Raw genomic sequence first — 21,124 nt, forward strand, 5'->3', positions numbered from 1 at the left:
GTAGCGAGGGCAAGGCCACCGGCACCGGCATACGGCTGCACGCGCCCGCCCCCGGCTGGTCCATCGCCGCGGACGTCGTGGTCGTCGGCTCGGGCGTGGCCGGGCTGACCGCGGCCCTGCGCTGCGAGGCCGCCGGACTGCGCACGGTCGTGGTCACCAAGGCCCGCCTGGACGACGGCTCCACCCGCTGGGCGCAGGGCGGTATCGCCGCGGCCCTCGGCGACGGGGACACGCCCGAGCAGCACCTCGTCGACACCCTGGTGGCGGGCGCGGACCTGTGCGACGAGGAGGCCGTACGCCTGCTGGTCACCGAGGGACCCGACGCCGTACGACGGCTGATCGCGACCGGCGCCCACTTCGACGAGTCGGCCGAGGGCCGTCTGGAACTCACCCGCGAGGGCGGCCACCACCGCCGCCGGATCGCCCACGCGGGCGGCGACGCCACCGGCGCGGAGATCTCCCGCGCGCTGGTCGAGGCGGTCCGCGCGAGCGGCCGGGACGAGCCCGGGGCCTCCCCGGCGGGCGGCGGGGGCCTGCGCACCATCGAGAACGCGCTCGTCCTCGACCTGCTGACAGACGCCGACGGCCGTACGGCCGGGGTGACCCTGCACGTCATGGGGGAGGGCCAGCACGACGGCGTGGGGGCCGTGCACGCGCCCGCCGTGGTGCTCGCGACCGGCGGCATGGGCCAGGTCTTCTCGGCGACCACCAACCCGTCCGTCTCCACCGGCGACGGCGTGGCGCTCGCCCTGCGCGCGGGGGCCGAGGTCAGCGATCTGGAGTTCGTGCAGTTCCACCCCACCGTGCTGTTCCTCGGCGCGGATGCCGAGGGCCAGCAGCCGCTGGTCTCCGAGGCCGTACGCGGTGAGGGCGCGCACCTGGTGGACGCCGACGGCGTGCGCTTCATGACCGGCCAGCACGAACTGGCCGAACTCGCCCCGCGCGACATCGTCGCCAAGGGCATCACCCGGCGCATGCAGGAGCGGGACGCCGAGCACATGTACCTCGACGCCCGGCACTTCGGCGCCGCCATGTGGGAGCACCGCTTCCCGACCATCCTGGCCGCCTGCCGGGCCCACGGCATCGACCCCGTGCACGAGCCCATCCCCGTCGCCCCGGCCGCCCACTACGCCTCCGGCGGCGTCCGCACCGACGCCCACGGCCGCACCACCGTCCCCGGCCTCTACGCGTGCGGTGAGGTCGCCTGCACGGGCGTCCACGGCGCCAACCGGCTCGCCTCCAACTCGCTCCTGGAGGGACTGGTCTACGCCGAACGCATCGCCGCCGACATCACCGCCCGCAGCGCCGGGAACGGCCTCCCCGCGCGCGTACCGCGTCCACTGCCGCACCCGGAGACGCCCGAGCACCCGCTGCTCGCCCCCGAGGACCGGTTCGCCATCCAGCGGATCATGACCCGGGGTGCGGGCGTCCTGCGCTCCGCCGCCTCCCTCGACCGGGCCGCGGAACGGCTGAGCGCCCTGCACGCCGACGCGCGCGAGGCACTCGCCGAGAACGGCAAGACCGCCGAGCCCGGCGTCGACACCTGGGAGACCACCAACCTGCTGTGCGTCGCCCGCGTCCTGGTCGCCGCCGCCCGGCTGCGCGAGGAGACCCGCGGCTGCCACTGGCGCGAGGACCGCCCCGAGCGCGACGATCCGAACTGGCGCCGCCACATCGTCGTACGGCTGAATCCGGACCGCACGCTCGCCGTACGCCCCACCGATACCGCAGACTTCCCCCCGACCCGGCCGTACCCGCCAGCCCAGGAGCAGTGAGCGCAGTGAGCACCCCCGATCTTCCCCTCGCGCAAGGAGGCGGCTGCGGCGACGGATGCGCCTGCGGCGCCGACGCGGACCACCCCGAGAGCGGGCTGGACCCCGCGCTCGCCGAACTGCTGGCCGAGGCCGGACTCGACCCCCTGGAGGTCGAGGACATCGCGAACGTCGCGATCATGGAGGACCTCGCGGGCGGCGTGGACGTCACGACCGTCGCGACCATCCCCGAGGACGCCGTGGCCACCGCCGACTTCGTCGCGCGCGAGGCGGGCGTCGTGGCCGGGCTGCGGGTCGCCGAGGCCGTGCTGTCGGTGGTGTGCACGGACGAGTTCGAGGTCGAGCGGCATGTCGAGGACGGTGACCGGGTGGCCGCCGGGCAGAAGCTGCTGTCGGTGACGACCCGCACCCGCGACCTGCTGACCGCCGAGCGCAGCGCGCTCAACCTGCTGTGCCGCATGTCGGGCATCGCGACCGCCACGCGCGCGTGGGCGGACGCCCTGGACGGCACCAAGGCCCGCGTCCGCGACACCCGCAAGACCACGCCGGGGCTGCGCTCGCTGGAGAAGTTCGCGGTGCGCTGCGGCAGCGGCGTCAACCACCGTATGTCGCTGTCGGACGCGGCCCTCGTCAAGGACAACCACGTGGTCGCGGCGGGCGGGGTCGCCCAGGCGTTCAAGGCCGTGCGCGAGACGTTCCCCGATGTGCCGATCGAGGTCGAGGTCGACACCCTGCACCAGCTCCGCGAGGTCGTGGACGCGGGCGCGGACCTGATCCTGCTGGACAACTTCACCCCGGGCGAGTGCGAGGAGGCCGTCGCCGTCGTGGACGGCCGCGCCGCGCTCGAAGCGTCCGGGCGGCTCACCCTGGACAACGCCGGCGCCTACGCCGCCACCGGTGTCGACTACCTCGCCGTGGGGGCGCTCACGCACTCCTCCCCGATCCTCGACATCGGCCTCGACCTGCGCGCGGCGGAGTAGGGAGCGCGACGGCCATGCTGCTGACGATCGACGTAGGCAACACGCACACGGTGCTCGGCCTGTTCGACGGCGAGGACATCGTCGAGCACTGGCGCATCTCCACGGACGCGCGGCGCACGGCGGACGAGCTGGCGGTGCTGCTCCAGGGCCTCATGGGCATGCATCCGCTGCTCGGCGAGGAACTGGGCGACGGCATCGACGGCATCGCCATCTGCGCGACCGTGCCGTCGGTGCTGCACGAACTGCGCGAGGTGACCCGGCGGTACTACGGCGACGTACCGGCCGTCCTCGTCGAACCCGGCGTCAAGACCGGCGTGCCGATCCTCACCGACAACCCCAAGGAGGTCGGCGCGGACCGCATCATCAACGCGGTCGCGGCGGTCGAGCTGTACGGGGGTCCGGCGATCGTCGTGGACTTCGGTACGGCGACGACGTTCGACGCGGTCAGCGCGCGCGGGGAGTACGTCGGCGGGGTCATCGCGCCCGGCATCGAGATCTCCGTCGAGGCGCTCGGCGTACGCGGCGCGCAGCTCCGCAAGATCGAGGTGGCCCGGCCACGCAGTGTGATCGGCAAGAACACCGTCGAGGCGATGCAGGCGGGCATCATCTACGGCTTCGCCGGCCAGATCGACGGCGTGGTCACCCGCATGGCCCGCGAACTCGCCACCGACCCCGAGGACGTCACCGTCATCGCCACCGGCGGCCTCGCCCCCATGGTCCTCGGCGAGTCCTCCGTGATCGACGAACACGAGCCCTGGCTGACCCTGATGGGCCTGCGCCTGGTCTACGAACGCAACGTCTCCCGCATGTGAGCCCCCTGTGGCCGACGGCAACGGCGCGTACGGCCATGGGGGCGGGGAGACCTCCGGGAGCGACCCGTGCCGGTCGGCCACGGACCTCGCCCGTCACCTGACCCGACCGGACGGACCTGCCTTCCACCCGGGGACGGACGACACCTGCGACACCACGCGGCGTGCCCCGGACGGCCGACGTGACCAGCCGGGCCCGCGCGCCCCACCCACCCCCCGTCACCCGCCCCCTCCCGTGGCTCCACGCGGGTATCTCGCTCGCGCCACACCCTCCCCATGTGCCCGGTTTGTCTGATTAGCGCGTATCGTCGCCCTATGCCCACGCCTTACGGATCACGTGGCGGCATGGCGTTCGGCGGGGAGGAGTTGCGTGTGATCCGGCGCGCGCTCGCCCTCGCCCTGCACCCCGGCCGCGCTTCGGACGAGGACGTCCAGGACTGCCTCCGGCTCGCCGAGTCGCTCGACGAGGCGATGCGTGAGGGCGCGCGGCTGCGGGCCTTCCTGGTGGCGGACCTCGCCCGCTACCGCACCGCGCTCCCCGCCACCGCCGGCGGCTATCTGACCCTTCTGGAGGAGGTGCTGGGCGCCGGGTACCGGCCGGTCGCCGACGACCTCGCCGCCCTGCGCGCCCTGCGCGGCAATCCCGCCGCCGCGGCGCTCCTGGAGCGCTGCCAGGTCCTCGCCGAACGCGACGTACGCGCCCGTCTGGCCCGCCGTACGGCGCTGCGGACCGGCCACCCGGCCACCCCGGCCGTCCCGCCCTCCCGGATCCGTCTGACGGCCCTTCCCGGCGGTCTGGCGGACACCGGGGCGCGGCTGGCCGAGGAGGAGGAGAAGCCCGCCGAGAAGCCGCCGCCGCCCGCCGAGAAGCGGCCGGGCCGGCCCGCCGCCCCGCAGCCCGCGCGGCGGCCCATCCCCACCCCCGGTGAGGTCTTCCCGCGCCGCAAGCCGCCCCAGCCCCCGGCCAGCCCTCCCCAGCAGCTCGCCGCCGGCTGACCCCCCGCCTCCCGGGCGCCCGACGGCCCGCGTCTACCCTTGCCCCATGGACTACGTCTCCGCGCTTCTGCCCCCGGCCGTCATGGCCGTGTTCTTCCTCGGTGTGATCCGCGTGATCGTGAAGACCCAGGGCGGAACCCAGAAGACCAAGGAGGACGCGTTCGTCGACGCGGCCCTCGCGCGCGTGGAGGGCGCCCGCCAGCCCTCCACCGCCAGCCCCGCCGGTACCGACAACGCCTGACAGCGCCAGGCGGTGCCTGACAGCGCCAGGCGGTGCCTGACAGCGCCTGACCGGGCGCGACAGACAGGAACGGGGTGCGCCGACCGATCGGCGTACGCCCGTTTTGTTCTATTTGTCATTGAAAGTGCACGTCCAGCGGGTCATTTCCGCGATGTCCCACTACTGTGCGAGCTGTGCCTCGCCCATTGGGAGAACTCGAAGACTCGGTCATGACGCGGGTGTGGAAGTGGAACCGCCCGGTGACCGTTCGAGAAGTCCTGGAAGACCTTCAGCAGGAACGGACCATCGCGTACACCACGGTGATGACCGTTTTGGACAATCTCCATCAGAAGGGCTGGGTCCGCCGCGAGGCGGAAGGCCGGGCCTATCGATATGAGGCGGTCTCCACCAGGGCCGCCTACGCCGCCGCCCTGATGAACGACGCCTGGGCGCAGAGCGACAACCCGGCGGCGGCACTCGTCGCGTTCTTCGGCATGATGAGCGAGGAACAGCGCCACGCCCTCGCCGACGCCGTACGCATGGTCCAGGGGCCGGAAACACCACAAGTACCGGAACCCGGACCGGCCACCACCGACAAGCCCGCGGACAAGCCGGACGACAACCCCGCCGAGAAGCCGGACGACAAGCAGGACGACAAGCAGGACGACCAGGACGACAAGCCCGGTGAGAACGCTGGTGAGAACCCCGGCGCGGCGCCGGAGGACGACGGGCGATAGCGTCCGTTCATGTCCGCACAGAGCGAGCAGAGCCCCGAAGTCGCCGCTAAAGCCATCACCGTCCGGAGGGCCCGGACCAGCGATGTACCCGTCGTACGCGCACTCCTCGACGCGTACGCCAGTGACCGTATCCTGCTCGACAAAGCGACGGTGACGCTTTACGAGGACATCCAGGAGTTCTGGGTCGCGGAACGCGACGACAACGCCGAGGTGGTGGGCTGCGGCGCGCTGCACGTGATGTGGGAAGATCTCGCCGAAGTGCGCACTCTCGCGGTGAAGCCGGGCCTCAAGGGCACCGGCGTCGGCCATCAGTTGCTGCAGAAGTTGCTGCACACCGCGCGCTGGCTCGGCGTTCGACGCGTTTTCTGTCTCACCTTCGAAGTGGAGTTCTTCAGCGCCCACGGCTTCGTGGAGATCGGGGAGACACCCGTTGACACCGATGTCTACGCTGAGCTGTTGCGTTCTTACGACGAGGGTGTTGCCGAGTTCCTCGGTCTCGAACGAGTGAAACCGAACACCTTGGGCAACAGCCGGATGCTGCTGCATCTGTGATCGTGACGGATATTCCGCCGGACCCCTGCCCACGTTCCCTATGTCCGAAACGCGCATCTTTCCCGGCCGTCCGAGGTCGGTGAGTCTCTGCCGAGGGTTTGTGTTTTTCCAGCAAAAGCGGTTTGCTTTCCGACGTACTGCAGTAGTGCATATAACAGGGGTACGGCGAAACGGCGGACGCCGGGGCCCCCGGCCCTCACGTTATCGATGAAAGGAAATCCCGGTGGCACAGAAGGTTCAGGTCCTTCTTGTCGACGACCTCGACGGCGGCGAGGCGGACGAGACCGTGACGTTCGCACTGGACGGCAAGACCTACGAGATCGATCTCACGACGGCCAATGCGGACAAGCTGCGCGGCCTTCTTGAGCCCTATGTGAAGGGCGGCCGGCGTACCGGTGGCCGTGCCTCGGGCGGACGCGGAAAGGCGCGTGCGGCTTCCGGCAGCAGCCAGGACACCGCGGCCATCCGCGCCTGGGCCAAGGAGAACGGCTACGAGGTCAACGACCGCGGCCGGGTTCCCGCGACCATTCGCGAGGCGTACGAGAAGGCGAACGCCTGACAGACGCACGCGCGGCGCATCCGCGTCGCAGCCGGACGCGGTGGCGGTGAACGGCCACCGTGTCCACCAGCCGTACGAGACCGGGGGCGCCCCCCACCGCCCCCCACGGCCGACAGCGGTCGGCAGCGTCGGCGGCGAGGGCTCGACCCCGCACCCGGCTCGGGGGGCCGCAGCCACACAGCGGCCCCCGGCACGGAACCCCCGAGCCCGCCTCGGCGCCCCCGGAGCGGTCATCGACCCGCCCGGCGCCGACCACCACCGGACGAGACCCGGCACCAGCGCCCTCCCGATCCCTCGGCAGCCCCTCCACGGAGCCCGCGGCCACCAAGCGGCCACAGCCACAGCCGCAGCCGGACCCACTGAGCGCCCCACTGGGCCCCATCGGCCCCCACCGGCCCCCACCGGCCCCCACCGGCCACTGGCACCCCCACCCGTAGCCGCCGCCCGGACCGACCCTGGAGTTACGCTGGGTCGCGGACCGAGTGCGCAGAGTGCCGGAAATGGGGGCGGGTGGCGGTACGGGTCGGCGCAACGTTGTTCGCCCGTAGCGGAGCTGACCGGGGCGCGCGGCATGGACTGTCAGTCCCCGCGGGTAAGACATCCCTAGTGGGAGGGGGCGACACGCAGGAAAGGCCGTCTCGCGTTCGCCATCGGCGTACAGATGGCGGGGGTAACTGCCTGGCCTGCGGGAACATCGTCTCGCACCATCGGGTTGGAGCAGTTGTCGGCGTTCGGGGTCAGGAGGCAGTGGTGGTTCTCGGTCCGGTGTCGGCAGTTGGAATGAGCGGTCCCCGCTTGCGGGACTAAGCTGCGGAAGGACAGGGAGGGGAAGTTCCCCCCACTGCCTGACCGCTCTGAGGAGCGATTAACGATGTTCGAGAGGTTCACCGACCGCGCGCGGCGGGTTGTCGTCCTGGCTCAGGAAGAAGCCCGGATGCTCAACCACAACTACATCGGCACCGAGCACATCCTCCTGGGCCTGATCCACGAGGGTGAGGGTGTCGCCGCCAAGGCCCTTGAGAGCCTCGGGATTTCGCTCGAGGCGGTCCGCCAGCAGGTGGAGGAGATCATCGGCCAGGGCCAGCAGGCCCCGTCCGGGCACATCCCCTTCACCCCCCGTGCCAAGAAGGTCCTGGAGCTGTCGCTCCGCGAGGCCCTTCAGCTGGGCCACAACTACATCGGCACGGAGCACATCCTGCTCGGCCTGATCCGCGAGGGCGAGGGCGTCGCCGCCCAGGTCCTGGTCAAGCTGGGTGCCGATCTCAACCGTGTCCGCCAGCAGGTCATCCAGCTGCTGTCGGGCTACCAGGGCAAGGAGACCGCCACCGCGGGCGGCCCTGCCGAGGGCACGCCCTCGACGTCCCTGGTCCTCGACCAGTTCGGCCGGAATCTCACCCAGGCCGCCCGCGAATCCAAGCTCGACCCGGTCATCGGGCGCGAGAAGGAGATCGAGCGGGTCATGCAGGTGCTGTCCCGCCGTACCAAGAACAACCCGGTCCTGATCGGTGAGCCCGGCGTCGGCAAGACCGCCGTCGTGGAGGGACTCGCCCAGGCCATCGTCAAGGGCGAGGTGCCCGAGACCCTCAAGGACAAGCACCTCTACACCCTCGACCTGGGTGCCCTGGTCGCCGGATCCCGCTACCGCGGTGACTTCGAGGAGCGCCTGAAGAAGGTGCTCAAGGAGATCCGCACGCGCGGCGACATCATCCTGTTCATCGATGAGCTGCACACCCTGGTCGGCGCGGGCGCCGCCGAGGGCGCCATCGACGCGGCGAGCATCCTCAAGCCGATGCTGGCCCGCGGTGAGCTGCAGACCATCGGTGCCACCACCCTGGACGAGTACCGCAAGCACCTGGAGAAGGACGCGGCCCTTGAGCGCCGTTTCCAGCCCATCCAGGTCGCCGAGCCGTCCCTGTCCCACACCATCGAGATCCTCAAGGGCCTGCGCGACCGGTACGAGGCCCACCACCGGGTCTCCATCACCGACGAGGCGCTGGTCCAGGCCGCCACCCTGGCCGACCGGTACATCTCGGACCGCTTCCTGCCGGACAAGGCGATCGACCTGATCGACGAGGCCGGTTCCCGGATGCGGATCCGCCGGATGACCGCGCCGCCGGACCTGCGCGAGTTCGACGAGAAGATCGCCGGTGTCCGCCGGGACAAGGAGTCCGCGATCGACTCGCAGGACTTCGAGAAGGCCGCCTCCCTGCGCGACAAGGAGAAGCAGCTCCTCGCCGCCAAGACCAAGCGGGAGAAGGAGTGGAAGGCCGGCGACATGGACGTCGTGGCCGAGGTCGACGGTGAGCTGATCGCCGAGGTCCTCTCCACGGCCACCGGCATCCCGGTCTTCGAGCTGACCGAGGAGGAGTCCAGCCGTCTGCTCCGCATGGAGGACGAGCTGCACAAGCGGGTCATCGGCCAGAAGGACGCCGTCAAGGCGCTGTCGAAGGCGATCCGCCGTACCCGTGCCGGTCTGAAGGACCCGAAGCGTCCGGGCGGCTCGTTCATCTTCGCCGGTCCCTCCGGTGTCGGTAAGACCGAGCTGTCCAAGGCGCTCGCCGAGTTCCTCTTCGGCGACGAGGACGCGCTGATCTCCCTCGACATGTCGGAGTTCAGCGAGAAGCACACGGTCTCGCGGCTCTTCGGTTCGCCCCCCGGCTACGTGGGCTACGAAGAGGGCGGCCAGCTGACCGAGAAGGTGCGGCGCAAGCCGTTCTCCGTGGTCCTCTTCGACGAGGTCGAGAAGGCCCACCCGGACATCTTCAACTCGCTGCTGCAGATCCTGGAGGACGGTCGGCTGACCGACTCCCAGGGCCGGGTCGTGGACTTCAAGAACACGGTCATCATCATGACGACCAACCTCGGCACCCGGGACATCTCCAAGGGCTTCAACCTCGGCTTCGCCGCCGCGGGCGACACGAAGACCAACTACGAGCGCATGAAGAACAAGGTCCAGGACGAGCTGAAGCAGCACTTCCGGCCCGAGTTCCTCAACCGCGTCGATGACGTGGTGGTCTTCCCGCAGCTCACCCAGGCGGACATCCTCCAGATCGTCGACCTGATGATCACCAAGGTGGACGAGCGCCTGAAGGACCGGGACATGGGCATCGAGCTGTCCTCGTCCGCGAAGGAACTGCTGTCGCAGAAGGGCTACGACCCCGTGCTGGGCGCCCGGCCGCTGCGCCGGACCATCCAGCGCGAGATCGAGGACTCCCTGTCCGAGAAGATCCTCTTCGGCGAGCTGCGCCCCGGCCACATCGTGGTCGTGGACACGGAGGGCGAGGGCGAGACCAAGACCTTCACCTTCCGCGGCGAGGAGAAGTCGGCCCTCCCCGACGCCCCGCCGATCGAGCAGGCGGCCGGCGGAGCGGGCCCGAACCTGAGCAAGGACGCGTGACGCTCACCCCGTGAGTCAGAGGAAAGGGCCGGTACCTTCGGGTACCGGCCCTTTCGCGTGGGTGTCAGAAGGCGAGGACGCGGCGCTCGGCAACACTGACCCTGGCGTTCGGGAACACCGGGGCGTACAGATCACCGCGCAGGTCATGGTCCAGGATTCCGGGGTACAGAATCACCTGCTCCGCCCTGGGACACAGCCGGGACAGCGCTGAGATGTCCTCCTGGTGTGTCATTCCCCGCACGACGAGATACTCGACGTCCGGCAGCGTGGGCGCCCCCTCGACGGTCGCCGCCAACTCCCAGTGGACCGACAGGTTGGTGAGTGCGGGAAGCCGCGCCACCTCGGACCAGTCCTCGGGGCTCGGCGTGTGGTCGTGGAGCAGCAGATGGGTCAGTGTGTCCCAGTGGCTCAACCCGGAGAGGCCCCCGTCCGAGAGGGCACGGCGGTCCATGCTGAGCCAGTTCAGCGGGGCGTTCCGGGGAAGGGCCCGCAGCCCGCCCCGCAGTTCGCCGTCGATGGCGAGGGAGTGCAGGGTATCCAGGGCGTCGAGTCCTGACAGCCCGGTCGGGCTGTAGAGGTGCAGCTCTCCCAGCCCGATCTCGGCCAGCGGGGAGAGGTCACGCACGAGCGGGCAGTTCAGCAGTTGCAGCTCGGTGAGCGAGTGCAACGAGGTGAGCGGGTCCAGCTCCCGAAGCGTGGTGTTGTTCAGCAGACCGAGATACTCGATGGCCCTGGGGAGGACCCCGAGAACATCGGAGAGCGCGTGATCCCCTTCGATGTTGAGCGCTCGCCGTTGGCCGAGCAGCGGCAGGGCGCGCAACTGATCCTCGGATGTGGCGGTGATGTAGGCCCTTATGTTCACGACGTGGGCCAGAATCTCCTCCGCGTAGGTGTGGGCCTCGAAGCGGTCCCAGGCCCGCACGAGATTGTCCTTGACCCAGGGGGAGGGATGGTCCACGAACTGCTTCAGCACGGGAATCGCCCCCTCCGTCCCCACTTGCGCCGCCGTGGCCGTCACCATCTCGGCCTCCGTGTCCGAGAGCCCCTCCGGCCCCGGCAGCAGCTCCAGCACCAGCGGCCCCACCGCGGCCAGCTCCCCGGCCTCCTCCACCGTCCGGGGCGGTAGCAGTGCCGCGGCCCGTTCCTCCACCCGTGCCCGCACCCCCGGATCCAGCTCCGTCGCATGTTCCAGGCAGGCCATCGCCAGCAGATGGGCGCGCTTGTCCGGCAGGTCCGTCAGCAGGCCCAGTAGCTCGGCCCGCTCCCGTGGCCGGGCCTGGGCCACCGCCATGCGGATCACGTCCGACCACTGGTCGTCCCCGGCGTGCCGCGCGAGGAGCCCGAAATCGCCCTCCTCCACCGCCGCCCGCGCGCCCAGGAAGTCCTGGAAGGTGCGGTGCACGAAATGGAGGGTGTCCGGGCCGGGGGCCAGGAGCAGGCCGGTGCGGACCAGGAAGTGGTTCAGTACCGCCTCCGCGTCGCCCAGGGCGGCGGCGGCCGGTACGGCGGGAAGGGCGTCCGCGATGATCCGCTCCGCCCGGTCGCGGTCCAGTTCCGTACGGCCGTTGCGGATCAGCCAGTGGGCGAGCCTCTGGAGGAGCTGGAGCTGGGGCTCCTCACTCAGCCCGGGGACCGCCATGTCCCGCTCCCGGTCGCGGCGGACCAGCAGCATCGAGAGCGCGGAGTCGTACAGCTCCCTGCGGCCGTGCGGCAGATAGCCGCGCCGGTCCCGGTGCAGCGCGCAGATCAGACCGCACATCAGCGGGTTGGTGGCCAGCCGGCCCAGGTCGGGCTTGGTGCGCAGCGCTGCGAGGAGCTGGGCCTCGTAGGCGCTGAGGGCGGCGTCCTCGTCGTCGGCGCCGGTGGACGCGGCGTCGTGCCAGCGTCGTACGAACGACGCCACGTCCGCCGGGCTCATCGCGGAGAGGGTGAACTCGGAGAAGCCGTCGCCGCTCAGCCAGTCCTCGCGGACGGCGGACGGGCGGGAGGTGACCAGCCAGCGGTTGCCGGGGAACGCCTCGACCAGATCGCGCAGCCAGCCGCGGGCCCGGTCGCGTTCGTCCTCGGGGACCTCGTCGATGCCGTCGACCAGGACGAGCCCCCGTCCGGCGGTCAGGACCCGGGTCTCCCAGCCGTCGGGCCGGGCGCCCGACAGCGGGCAGCCGACGGCGGTGAGGAACGCGGCGGGGGAGGGGAGGCGCTCGCCGTGGCGGGTGAGGGTGCGCAGCGGGAGGACGAAGGGGACGCGGCCGGCGAGGTAGGCCATCCGGTCGCTGGGGCCGGTCGCGGCGGCCACCGCGAGCCACTGGACGAGGGTGGTCTTGCCGGAGCCGGCGACCCCGCGCAGCAGCACCCGCTCATGTCCGTCGAGTGCCTGGTCGGCGGGGGCCGAGGTGGGCGCGGCCGAGGGCAGCCCGAAGGGCGGGGCCAGCGGGTCGCCGGTGCGTACGGCCGTTTCGAGGCGTTCGGTCGCCTCCAGGCTGAGATAGGCGGCGTCGAGCGGCCAGCGGTCGGGGGAATTGCTGAGGTCGATGCCGTAGATGGTGAGCTTGCCGTGCTTGGTGGCGACGTAGGAAAGGTATGTACGTTCGAATGCGGCGTCCTGGGCCGCCGGGGCGGGGACGCGCGTGAGCAGGGCGTCGACCTTGGCGATCAGCTCGGCCTGTGCGCGGGTCTGCTCCAGGAGGGTGCGGGGGACAAAGGTGGAACGGCGGGTGAAGTACTCCAGGATCTGGAGGCAGGCCCACTCCGTCACGCTGTCGAGGAAGTGACCCGCGTCGGCGGAGAGGGTGTCCGGGGCGGGGCCGGACGGGGTGGCACGGCCGAGGGCGCGGGTCCGCTCGGCCTCCGCGCGCAGGGTGCGGGCCAGTTCCGTGTGGCCGAGGCGCACGGCCTGGACGTCGTCCATGTCCAGGGAGCCGAGGGCGAGCAGCCGGGCGGTGAGCGCGTCGGTGACGGCGAGGCGCTCACCGTCCGGGAAGGGCGGCTCACCCGGGGTGTCCAGGGCGCCCGTGACCAGGCGCTCGGCGAGTCTGCGGACCTGTTTCCGACCGAGGGTGCGCCGCTCGCCACGGAAGGAGACCAGATCCTTGATGCGTACGGGGCGGTCGACCAGGCCCGCGCCCGGGCCGTCCGGCGCGAAGAGCTTGCGTATCAGCGGGGCGATCAGGCTGGAGGCGAGTTTGCCGCCGAGTGTCGCCGGTTCCATCCGTCCCACCCCCGTGTGCGCGTGAACGAGTGTGAGATTACCGGGAGTTGACCGGCCGTGCCCGCGCGTGGCGAGCCCGGCGGCCGGGTCGGGCGGGTCGGCCGGGTCGGGCGACCGGATCAGGAGAGCTGTCCGCCGTGGTCGGGGAGCTTGTACGTCTGCTCGGCGTGGCCTCCGGGGAGGTCGGTGGCGCTGTTGCCGATGTCGGCGATGATCGTGTGGCCGACGGGGACGGCGCGGGTCACGGGGGTGGTCGTGGGGGTGGCCGTGAAGGTGGTCGTGGAGGCGGTGGCCTGGGCCGGTGTCGCCACGGCCATCAGGGCGGCTGCGGCGACGGCGGTCGGGGCCGTGCGGCGGGGCCAGGTGTTTCCGCTGGTCATGGGGGGTCCTCTCACCTCGGGCGTGCCCTGCGAAATGTCGTGGGCATGCTCGACCGCCAGGATGGCGTGGGAGGGCCATTGGGTTACCGAAGGGCAGGTGGCGAAGTAGCGCCGGTCACATCACGGAGGCGCTCGATCGCGCGGAGCGGTGACGTGCCGCACAGGGCCCACGTCACTTACTAGCCGGAATAGTGACGATCATGAATCGGGCAAAAGGGATATATGACTCCGATTCCTGGACCGGCACAGGCCGGGATGGGTGGATTCATCACGGATGAAGCCTCTGTCAAGGTCCATTCCTTTTGCTGCCTCTGTACTAGATTTCGTCGTAGGTCACACATTTGGGGGGTTTCGGGGGGAGGGGGTACCAAGGGATGACCCGTTCGGCGGCTGTCTGTGCGCCGGACGGATTCATGTCCCCGTCCCCATGAGGTTGAAATGTTCAAGCGCGTCACGTTCCCCTCCGCCCGTACGACCCAGCTCCGCACCCGCGCCACCGTCATGGCCGCCGGCCTGGGGGCCACGGCCGTACTGGGTGCCGGGGTCGCTGTCGCCGCCGACGCCAAGAGCGCGCCCGCCAAGGTGCCCGCCGCCGCGTCGGTGGTCGACGCGAAGGCCGCCTCGACCCCGTCGTGGGTCAAGCCGGTGAAGAAGTACACCAAGACCGCCAGCTACGCCCAGAACGGTGGCCGCTGGGCCTCCACCCACAGTGGCCAGGACTTCGCGGTGCCGACCGGCACCCAGGTCTACGCCGCCCACGGTGGCACCGTCGTCAAGGCCGGCGGCAACGGCGGCGGCGACGGTCCCGCGTACGGCAACGCCGTCGTGATCAAGCACGGCAACGGCACCTTCAGCCAGTACGCGCACCTGTCGAAGGTCAACGTCAAGCCCGGCCAGGTCGTCAAGACCGGCCAGAAGATCGCCCTGTCCGGCAACACCGGCAACTCCAGCGGTCCGCACCTGCACTTCGAGATCCGCAAGACCGCGAACTACGGTTCCGCGATCGACCCGGTCTCCTTCCTGCGGGCCAAGGGCCTCTCCCTCTGAGGTCCAGGGCGGTAGGGATCCTCTAGATCTCCCCGGTCCCGCGCCTGTCCTGCGCGCGGGCCCGGGTGAACAACTCCACGACGACCCCGAGGACGGCTGCGTGCCTGCCTCGGGGTCGTCGTGTTGTCAGTGGCCCGTGTCACGATCGGCTCATGGACAAGACGCGGCAGCTGCGGCTGGCGAAGGACGCCATGGACCGCGACTGGACGGATCCGGAGCTGGACCTGGACGCGGTGGCGGCCCACGCCGGGTACTCGCGCTTTCACTTCGTCCGCGCCTTCAAGGAGTCCTACGGCGAGACCCCCGGCCAGTACCTCACCCACCGCCGGATCGAGCGCGCCGAGGAACTGCTGCGCGGAGCCGACCTCAGCGTCACCGAGATCTGCCATCTGGTCGGCTTCAGCAGCCTCGGCACCTTCTCGACCCGCTTCAAGACCCGGACCGGACTCACCCCCAGCGAGTACCGGGCCAAGCACGTGGGCCGGGGCGCCTCCCTGATCCCCGGCTGCTACGCCATGCTCTGGGCCGGCGGCTTCCCCCGCCGCGCCGAACCTCCGCAATTCTGAAGAAGCGCCCGGATCCCCGCGCTGCCTACGGTGACGTAGGTGAACGACACGGCGACACGGCGGTACGGCGGTACGCCAGCCGGTACGCGGGACACAGCGCCCGTACGGCGGGACTCAGCGCCCGTACGGCGGGACTCAGCTCCCGTACAGCGGGACACAGCGCCCGTACGGCACCGCAGCGCCGGAACCCCGATCACCGCACCCACCACCACGCACCCACCAGCGACCGATCAGGAGCGAGACATCATGATCACCGGCCTCGGCATCAGCACCGTATGGACCTTCGACCAGGAGCGGACCCTGGCCTTCTTCACCGACAAGCTCGGCATGGAACCGCGCCACGACCTCACCATGGGCGACGCCCGCTGGATCACCGTCGGCGCCAAGGCCCAGCCGGAGGTGGAGCTGGCCCTGATGAGCCTGGACGGCCCCGGCCTGGACGCCGAGTCGGCGGAAGCCCTGAAGAAGCTGGTCAGCAAGGGTGTCATCGGCGCGGGCGCATTCCGTACGGACGACTGCCGCGGGGACTACGAGACCTTCAAGGCACGCGGGGTCGAGTTCCTCCAGGCCCCGCAGGAGCGGCCGTACGGCATCGAGGCGATCTTCCGCGACGACGACGGCAACTGGTACTCGCTGACCGAGCGGAGCACCGAGCTGGACTTCTCCAAGGACTTCCCGACCCAGTCCTGAACGACCCCACCCTCCGGCGCCCAGCCTCTGGCGCCCGCCGACCGGTGTCCGCCAGCCGTGTCCGCCGCCCCGCGCCGCCCCTGCCCCCTGCCCCCGCCGCCTACCCTCGCCGCTCCCTCTAGTCCGGCAGCATCGGATGGCTCCCCGTGCTGGTCGGGGCGTGTTCGGGGAGCCACAGGACCGCGACCGCGCCCTCGGCGGGTATGTGGTCGGGGGCGCCCGGGGGGCGGACATTGCGGAAGGTGAGCCGGGCGCCGAGGACCCGGGCCTGACCGGCGGCGATGGTCAGGCCCAGACCGTGGCCGACGCCGGCCCGGTCCTGGCTCCCGGTGCGGAACCGGCTCGGCCCCTCCGCCAGCAGTTCCTCCGGGAAGCCGGGACCGTGGTCGCGGACGCGTATGACCCGGCCCTCGACGGTGACCTCTATCGGCGGGCGCCCGTGCCGCGCGGCATTGGCGAGCAGATTGAACAGCACCCGCTCAAGGCGCCGCGGATCGGTCGTGACCTCCGACTCGTGCACCACGGACACCCCGATCCCGGGGTCCTTCGCCGCGACCCGGCGGGCGACGAACTCACCGAGCATGATGTCCTGCAACTCGGCCCGCTCCGACGCCCCGTCGAGCCGGGCCACCTCCAGCACGTCCTCCACCAGCGTCCGCATCGCCTTGGCCCGGTCCAGCACCAGCTCGGTCGGCCGCCCCGGCGGCAGCAACTCGGCGGCCGTGAGCAGCCCGGTCACCGGAGTACGCAGCTCATGCGCGATGTCCGCGGTCACCCGGCGCTCGGCCTCCAGCCGCTGGCGCAGCGCGTCCGCCATGGCGTCCACGGCCCGCGCCAGATCGTCGGTCTCGTCCCGCACCACCCCGCCGATCGCCTCACGGACCTGTACCTCGGTCTCGCCCTTGGCGACCCGGTTCGCCGCCGACGCGGCCTTGCGCAGCCGCCGCGACAACTGCGCCCCGATCAGCACCCCGATCGCACTGCCCCCGAGCACCACGGCGATCGAGCCGATGATCAGTGCCTGGTCGAGATCGTTGAGGATGTCCGTGCTCCGGTCGGTGAACCCGGTGTGCAGGGACATCACATGCCCGTCCTTGAGCGGGACCGCCGCCCAGATGTCCGGCGCCCCGCTCATCCCCTCGGCCACGAACGTGGCCCGCCGCCCCCGCTCCACCTTCTCGCGCAGCTCGGCCGGCAGACCCGGGTCGTCGATCTTGATGCCCGGGAAGTTGGGCCGCCCGGACAGCTCGTAGTTGCGCTGGGCGATCTGCACCCGCTCATCGGCCAGATCGCGCGCGTTGTCCAGCATCGACACCCGGGCGGCGTTGTGCACCACCAGGCTGAGCGCCACCGCCACCAGCGCGCCGACCAGCGCGATCGCGGCACTGAGCTTCCATCTGAGTCCCGTACGGAGCGCGCTGCGATCCTTCCGCAGCAGCGCGATACGGCGGAGCCTCCCCCGCATGATCCGTCCCGCCCCGCCTAGGCCCGCAGCTTGTAGCCGAAGCCGCGGACCGTCTCGATACGGTCCTGACCGATCTTCGCCCGCAGCCGCTGCACATGGACATCGACGACCCGGGTGTCGCCACCCCAGCCGTACTCCCACACCCGCTCAAGGAGCTTGTCCCGCGAGAGCACGGTGCCCGGCGCGGAGGAGAACTCCAGCAGCAGCCGCATCTCGGTCGGCGTCAGCGCCACCGTCCGGCCCGCCCGGAGCACCTCCATGCCCTCGGTGTCGATCACCAGCTCACCGAAGGTCAGCACCCCGCCGTCGGCGGCGCCGCCGGACTCGTCCGACTGCCCGGCGGCCCCGCTCGCGTGGCCGAAGCGGCGCAGCACCGCCCGGATCCGCGCGACCAGCACCGCCCCGTCGAACGGCTTGGTCACATAGTCGTCCGCGCCCGCCTCCAGGCCCAGCACCACGTCGATGGAGTCGGCCCGCGCCGAGAGCATGATGACCGGGACGGTGGACTCGTCGCGGATCCGGCGGCACAGGCTCACCCCGTCCAGCCCCGGCAGCATCACATCGAGCAGCGCGATGTCCGGCCGGTCGCCGCGGAACGCCTCCAGGCCCGCCAGCCCGTCGGGCATCGCGGTGACCGCGAAGCCGTCCCGCTCCAGGGCGAGCTGGGTGGCCTCGCGGATGACATCGTCGTCCTCCACGAACAGGACGTGGGTCTGTTCTGCCATCCGGTGCTCTCTGTCTGGTTTCGGGGGCGGTCGGGTGAGTGCCGTTGGGTCGGTGCCGTCGGGTGGGTCTGGCGGGTGGGTGTCGTCGGGTGGGTGTGGCGGGTGGTCGGGTGGGTGCGGCCCGCCGGTGGCGAGGCGGCGGGGCCGGAGCGGGGGCCGGTGGGTCAGTCCACCTCGGGGGCGGGGGCGGGCTCGTTGACGGTGGTGTCGCCGTAGTCGTTGTGGGTGCGGTACTTCTCGGCGAACTTGCCGGCCGTCCAGCGATAGGTGATCACGTTCTCCCCGGACGGGTTGGAGACCGGGTCACCCCCCTCGTACACCTGCTTGGTGACGATCAGATCGCCCCGGTCTATCTCGGCGTAGACGGGCGGTTCCTCGGTCTGGAACACATTCTCGTACGTCCCGCCCTCGTCCCGGTACACATACGAGCCGACGCCCACGGCGTCACCGCAGGTCAGCACGTTGACCAGGACATCGTCGACGGTACCGCCGGTGAGGTCGCCGTAGGAGACGTCGACCGGGTACTCGTCCGCCACACAGGGCTGGAGGCCGCGCTTGACGGCGGGGGAGACATCGGGATCCCCCTTCACCAGCAGGACGGCGTCCTCGGGGGTCGGCGTCGTGGAGGCGGGGGCGCTGGGCGTGGCGGTGGCGTCCGCGACCGCGTCCGCGTGGGCCGGGCCCTCGTCCCGGGTGCCGGTGCCACCGGTGGCGCAGGCCGAGACCAGCAGACCGAGGGCGGCGAGCACGGCCGTCGCCGTCATCGCCGCCCGCAGGGGGTGCCGGGTCCGGGGGGACCCTTCGCCGGCCGGGCCGGGGGGTCGGGGGGACCCTTCGCCGGTCAGGCCGGGGGTCCGGGGGGACCCCTCGCCGGTCAGGCCGCGCAACGCTCCCGCTCCTCACGCTCCAGCGCGCGCGCGTCCAGGTCACGCGCCTCCAGCTCCTCGCGGAGCCGGGCGAGCGCCCGGTGCAGCGTGCTCTTGACCGTACCGGCCGACATACCGAGGGCGGCGGCGGTCTCCTCCGTGGACATCTGCTCCCAGTGTCGCAGCACTACCACGCTGCGCTGCTTCGGGGCGAGAACCTTCATGGCGTCCATCAGAAGGGCGCGGTCCGCGTGCTGCTCGGTGGTGTCGTCCACACAGGCGTCGGGAAGCTGCTCGGTCGGCACTTCCTCCAGTTTGCGGGCCCGCCACCACTCGGTCCGCGTATTGATCATCACCCGGCGCAGATAGGCGTCGGCCAGTCGCTTGTCCGCTATGCCGTCCCAGCGGCCGTACGTCCGGGCCAGCGCGGTCTGGAGCAGGTCCTGGGCGTCGACCGGGTCCGGGACCAGCCGACGGGCGCTGCGCAACAGCGCGTCCTGCCGAGTACGGACGTACTCCTCGAACTCCAACACCTCGCCCTGCGCCATGACCAGACCGCCTTCCCGTCCCCGTGCACCGGCCCGCCCCGACGGCCGGCCCCCTGTGTGTGATCCCAGTCACCTGTGATCCGTAGTCGCCCCGTCCTGCGGGGCATGGCAAGAAAGCTACGGAGGCGTTGTCACGGCACTGTGCGGGGCAGACGGCGGACAGCGCTCGGCTGTCCGTCGGTTGTGTAACGAAGGGAGGAAACGGGCAGAGAGCCTGGTCGGATGGGGTGTCTTGGGGTGTCTATGGGGCGTTTCGCCGGGTTGCGGCGCTGGGGCCGACGGGACGACTGTTACGCACGGCCATGCTTGGGGGCGGACCCAGCCGGGGGTACGGGCACGGGCACGGGTCTCCAGCGCAGGTGCGGGAAAGGGACTCAAGCGCAGGTACAGGCACGGGTCTCAAGCGCAGGTACAGGCAAGGGACTCAAGCACAGGTAAGGGGACGGGCGCGGCTCACGTCTGGGGCAGGCGGTACAGGCCGCCCGGCAGCGGCTCCACCAGGCCGTCCGACACCAGACCGTCCAGCGCCCGCGCCCGCTGCACCGGCTCGTGCCACACCCGGTCCAGCACCGTCTGCGGCACCGGAGCGTGCGCCTCGCGCAGCACGGCGAGCAGCTTCCCGCGCACCTGACGGTCCGTACCGGCGTACGTCTGCCCCCGCCGCGGCGGACCGCTGTGCTCCGGCTTGCCCGCGAGCCGCCACGCGCACTGCCCGGCGATCGGACAGCGCTGGCACTGCTCGCCCTTGGCCGTGCACACCAGCGCGCCCAGTTCCATCGACGCGGCGGCCCAGCGCGCGGCCGTGCCCTCCTCGTCCGGCAGCAGCGCACGGGCCAGCTTCCGCTCGGCGGCGGTGGTCGCGTTCGGCGGGTACTGCACTCCGGCCACGGCCCGCGCGAACACCCGGCGCACATTGGTGTCCAGCACCGCGTGCCGCTGCCCGTAGGCGAAGGACGCCACGGCCGCCGCCGTGTACTCCCCGATCCCGGGCAGCGCGAGCAGCTGACCGTGATCCGTGGGTACGTCCCCTCCGTGCCGTTCCGTTATGGCGACGGCCGCGCCGTGCAGCCGCAGCGCGCGCCGCGGATAGCCGAGCCGGCCCCAGGCGCGCACCGCCTCGCCGGGCGCCTCGGCGGCCAGGTCGGCGGGGCGCGGCCAGCGGGCCAGCCACTGTTCGTAGACAGGCAGGACGCGGTTGACCGGCGTCTGCTGAAGCATGAACTCGCTGACCATCACCCCCCACGGCCCCGCCTCGGGGCGCCGCCAGGGCAGGTCACGCGCGTGCTCGTCGAACCAGTCGATGACGGGGGCGTGCAGGTCCCGTCCCCGTGAGCCGTGCTCTTCCAGAGGGGCCCCGGTCCGCGGTGAGGGGGCGCCGCCGCGCAGGGTGTTTTCGGCGGCCGTGTCGTCGAGGGTGCTGTGCGGGAACTTCGTGGGAGCAGTCATGGCGATTCCGATCCTGCCATGCCAAGCCCGCCACACCGGGGAACCGCCACCCCGGAGGAGGAGAGCACCTGACGATCGACAGCTGGGGAGGGACCGGGCCGACTTGTAGCGTGCTCAGGCAGGACAAGGGAGGAATCGATTCATCAGGAGGGGGTGCTCGG

Annotated in this window: 18 protein-coding genes and 1 pseudogene; 12 read left to right on the forward strand and 7 right to left on the reverse strand. The window is 71.3% G+C overall.

What is annotated here, in order from left to right; genetic code table 11:
* Nucleotides 1–29 precede the first annotated feature (29 nt).
* The 9 genes from ACIQNG_RS33050 to ACIQNG_RS33090 all read left to right on the forward strand — a co-directional run bounded on the left by ACIQNG_RS33050 (nucleotide 30) and on the right by ACIQNG_RS33090 (nucleotide 10,022).
* Nucleotides 30–1,775 (forward strand): L-aspartate oxidase, encoded by a 1,746-nt coding sequence (locus ACIQNG_RS33050; RefSeq protein ID WP_401490200.1) that lies wholly within the window; start codon nucleotides 30–32, stop codon nucleotides 1,773–1,775.
* 5 nt (nucleotides 1,776–1,780) lie between these two features.
* Nucleotides 1,781–2,752: a carboxylating nicotinate-nucleotide diphosphorylase gene (gene nadC, locus ACIQNG_RS33055; protein WP_401490202.1), complete on the forward strand. Its 972-nt coding sequence runs from the start codon at nucleotides 1,781–1,783 to the stop codon at nucleotides 2,750–2,752.
* Nucleotides 2,753–2,766: 14 nt separating this feature from the next.
* Nucleotides 2,767–3,564: a type III pantothenate kinase gene (locus ACIQNG_RS33060; RefSeq protein WP_401433634.1), complete on the forward strand. Its 798-nt coding sequence runs from the start codon at nucleotides 2,767–2,769 to the stop codon at nucleotides 3,562–3,564.
* A gap of 342 nt (nucleotides 3,565–3,906) precedes the next feature.
* Complete coding sequence (locus tag ACIQNG_RS33065; RefSeq protein ID WP_401490204.1) at nucleotides 3,907–4,557, forward strand: hypothetical protein; 651 nt, start codon at nucleotides 3,907–3,909, stop codon at nucleotides 4,555–4,557.
* A 46-nt stretch (nucleotides 4,558–4,603) separates the two neighbouring features.
* Nucleotides 4,604–4,798: a hypothetical protein gene (locus ACIQNG_RS33070; protein WP_401490144.1), complete on the forward strand. Its 195-nt coding sequence runs from the start codon at nucleotides 4,604–4,606 to the stop codon at nucleotides 4,796–4,798.
* Between the two features lie 209 nt (nucleotides 4,799–5,007).
* Nucleotides 5,008–5,514: a BlaI/MecI/CopY family transcriptional regulator gene (locus tag ACIQNG_RS33075; protein WP_401490206.1), complete on the forward strand. Its 507-nt coding sequence runs from the start codon at nucleotides 5,008–5,010 to the stop codon at nucleotides 5,512–5,514.
* A 9-nt stretch (nucleotides 5,515–5,523) separates the two neighbouring features.
* Entirely contained in the window at nucleotides 5,524–6,066 is a 543-nt protein-coding gene (locus ACIQNG_RS33080) for an amino-acid N-acetyltransferase (RefSeq protein ID WP_401433626.1), read from the forward strand.
* Between the two features lie 223 nt (nucleotides 6,067–6,289).
* Nucleotides 6,290–6,625: an Lsr2 family protein gene (locus ACIQNG_RS33085; RefSeq protein WP_401433623.1), complete on the forward strand. Its 336-nt coding sequence runs from the start codon at nucleotides 6,290–6,292 to the stop codon at nucleotides 6,623–6,625.
* 871 nt (nucleotides 6,626–7,496) lie between these two features.
* The gene (locus tag ACIQNG_RS33090; RefSeq protein ID WP_401433620.1) at nucleotides 7,497–10,022 is read left to right on the forward strand and encodes an ATP-dependent Clp protease ATP-binding subunit; all 2,526 of its coding nucleotides are present in this window, start codon (nucleotides 7,497–7,499) and stop codon (nucleotides 10,020–10,022) included.
* Nucleotides 10,023–10,086: 64 nt separating this feature from the next.
* On the opposite strand, the gene ACIQNG_RS33095 is transcribed toward ACIQNG_RS33090, so the two are convergent.
* Nucleotides 10,087–13,230 carry an NACHT domain-containing protein gene (locus tag ACIQNG_RS33095; protein ID WP_401490146.1) on the reverse strand — a complete coding sequence of 1,048 codons (3,144 nt, stop codon included), beginning with the start codon at nucleotides 13,228–13,230 and terminating at the stop codon, nucleotides 10,087–10,089.
* 119 nt (nucleotides 13,231–13,349) lie between these two features.
* Nucleotides 13,350–13,454: pseudogene (locus ACIQNG_RS33100) on the reverse strand (hydrolase); the annotation flags it as partial.
* Between the two features lie 594 nt (nucleotides 13,455–14,048).
* Between ACIQNG_RS33100 and ACIQNG_RS33105 the strand changes: the two are divergent.
* The 3 genes from ACIQNG_RS33105 to ACIQNG_RS33115 all read left to right on the forward strand — a co-directional run bounded on the left by ACIQNG_RS33105 (nucleotide 14,049) and on the right by ACIQNG_RS33115 (nucleotide 15,913).
* The gene (locus ACIQNG_RS33105; protein ID WP_401433615.1) at nucleotides 14,049–14,657 is read left to right on the forward strand and encodes a M23 family metallopeptidase; all 609 of its coding nucleotides are present in this window, start codon (nucleotides 14,049–14,051) and stop codon (nucleotides 14,655–14,657) included.
* A gap of 152 nt (nucleotides 14,658–14,809) precedes the next feature.
* A complete protein-coding gene (locus ACIQNG_RS33110) occupies nucleotides 14,810–15,223 on the forward strand; it encodes a helix-turn-helix transcriptional regulator (RefSeq protein ID WP_401490150.1) in 414 nt (137 codons plus the stop codon).
* 246 nt (nucleotides 15,224–15,469) lie between these two features.
* Nucleotides 15,470–15,913 carry a VOC family protein gene (locus tag ACIQNG_RS33115; RefSeq protein WP_401490152.1) on the forward strand — a complete coding sequence of 148 codons (444 nt, stop codon included), beginning with the start codon at nucleotides 15,470–15,472 and terminating at the stop codon, nucleotides 15,911–15,913.
* A 118-nt stretch (nucleotides 15,914–16,031) separates the two neighbouring features.
* On the opposite strand, the gene cseC is transcribed toward ACIQNG_RS33115, so the two are convergent.
* The 5 genes from cseC to ACIQNG_RS33140 all read right to left on the reverse strand — a co-directional run bounded on the left by cseC (nucleotide 16,032) and on the right by ACIQNG_RS33140 (nucleotide 20,963).
* A complete protein-coding gene (cseC, locus tag ACIQNG_RS33120) occupies nucleotides 16,032–17,378 on the reverse strand; it encodes a two-component system sensor histidine kinase CseC (RefSeq protein WP_401433607.1) in 1,347 nt (448 codons plus the stop codon).
* A 17-nt stretch (nucleotides 17,379–17,395) separates the two neighbouring features.
* Complete coding sequence (gene cseB, locus ACIQNG_RS33125) at nucleotides 17,396–18,103, reverse strand: two-component system response regulator CseB (RefSeq protein ID WP_401433604.1); 708 nt, start codon at nucleotides 18,101–18,103, stop codon at nucleotides 17,396–17,398.
* A gap of 164 nt (nucleotides 18,104–18,267) precedes the next feature.
* Complete coding sequence (locus ACIQNG_RS33130) at nucleotides 18,268–18,867, reverse strand: hypothetical protein (RefSeq protein WP_401490154.1); 600 nt, start codon at nucleotides 18,865–18,867, stop codon at nucleotides 18,268–18,270.
* A 110-nt stretch (nucleotides 18,868–18,977) separates the two neighbouring features.
* The gene (locus tag ACIQNG_RS33135; RefSeq protein WP_401433598.1) at nucleotides 18,978–19,517 is read right to left on the reverse strand and encodes a SigE family RNA polymerase sigma factor; all 540 of its coding nucleotides are present in this window, start codon (nucleotides 19,515–19,517) and stop codon (nucleotides 18,978–18,980) included.
* A gap of 453 nt (nucleotides 19,518–19,970) precedes the next feature.
* Nucleotides 19,971–20,963, reverse strand: coding sequence for an A/G-specific adenine glycosylase (locus tag ACIQNG_RS33140; protein ID WP_401433595.1), 993 nt, complete (start codon nucleotides 20,961–20,963; stop codon nucleotides 19,971–19,973).
* Nucleotides 20,964–21,124: the final 161 nt, after the last annotated feature.

It is taken from the genome of Streptomyces sp. NPDC091377 (assembly GCF_044757045.1).
In the GTDB taxonomy this organism is placed as follows: domain Bacteria; phylum Actinomycetota; class Actinomycetes; order Streptomycetales; family Streptomycetaceae; genus Streptomyces.

What these genes read in the sequence shown, in the direction of transcription:
- ACIQNG_RS33060 (WP_401433634.1), top strand. Translation starts at nt 2,767, where the DNA reads ATGCTGCTGACGATCGACGTAGGCAACACGCACACGGTGCTCGGCCTG.
- ACIQNG_RS33065 (WP_401490204.1), top strand. Translation starts at nt 3,907, where the DNA reads ATGGCGTTCGGCGGGGAGGAGTTGCGTGTGATCCGGCGCGCGCTCGCC.
- ACIQNG_RS33070 (WP_401490144.1), top strand. Translation starts at nt 4,604, where the DNA reads ATGGACTACGTCTCCGCGCTTCTGCCCCCGGCCGTCATGGCCGTGTTC.
- ACIQNG_RS33075 (WP_401490206.1), top strand. Translation starts at nt 5,008, where the DNA reads ATGACGCGGGTGTGGAAGTGGAACCGCCCGGTGACCGTTCGAGAAGTC.
- ACIQNG_RS33080 (WP_401433626.1), top strand. Translation starts at nt 5,524, where the DNA reads ATGTCCGCACAGAGCGAGCAGAGCCCCGAAGTCGCCGCTAAAGCCATC.
- ACIQNG_RS33090 (WP_401433620.1), top strand. Translation starts at nt 7,497, where the DNA reads ATGTTCGAGAGGTTCACCGACCGCGCGCGGCGGGTTGTCGTCCTGGCT.
- ACIQNG_RS33095 (WP_401490146.1), bottom strand. Translation starts at nt 13,230, where the DNA reads ATGGAACCGGCGACACTCGGCGGCAAACTCGCCTCCAGCCTGATCGCC.
- ACIQNG_RS33105 (WP_401433615.1), top strand. Translation starts at nt 14,049, where the DNA reads ATGTTCAAGCGCGTCACGTTCCCCTCCGCCCGTACGACCCAGCTCCGC.
- ACIQNG_RS33110 (WP_401490150.1), top strand. Translation starts at nt 14,810, where the DNA reads ATGGACAAGACGCGGCAGCTGCGGCTGGCGAAGGACGCCATGGACCGC.
- ACIQNG_RS33115 (WP_401490152.1), top strand. Translation starts at nt 15,470, where the DNA reads ATGATCACCGGCCTCGGCATCAGCACCGTATGGACCTTCGACCAGGAG.
- cseC (WP_401433607.1), bottom strand. Translation starts at nt 17,378, where the DNA reads ATGCGGGGGAGGCTCCGCCGTATCGCGCTGCTGCGGAAGGATCGCAGC.
- cseB (WP_401433604.1), bottom strand. Translation starts at nt 18,103, where the DNA reads ATGGCAGAACAGACCCACGTCCTGTTCGTGGAGGACGACGATGTCATC.
- ACIQNG_RS33130 (WP_401490154.1), bottom strand. Translation starts at nt 18,867, where the DNA reads ATGACGGCGACGGCCGTGCTCGCCGCCCTCGGTCTGCTGGTCTCGGCC.
- ACIQNG_RS33135 (WP_401433598.1), bottom strand. Translation starts at nt 19,517, where the DNA reads ATGGCGCAGGGCGAGGTGTTGGAGTTCGAGGAGTACGTCCGTACTCGG.
- ACIQNG_RS33140 (WP_401433595.1), bottom strand. Translation starts at nt 20,963, where the DNA reads ATGACTGCTCCCACGAAGTTCCCGCACAGCACCCTCGACGACACGGCC.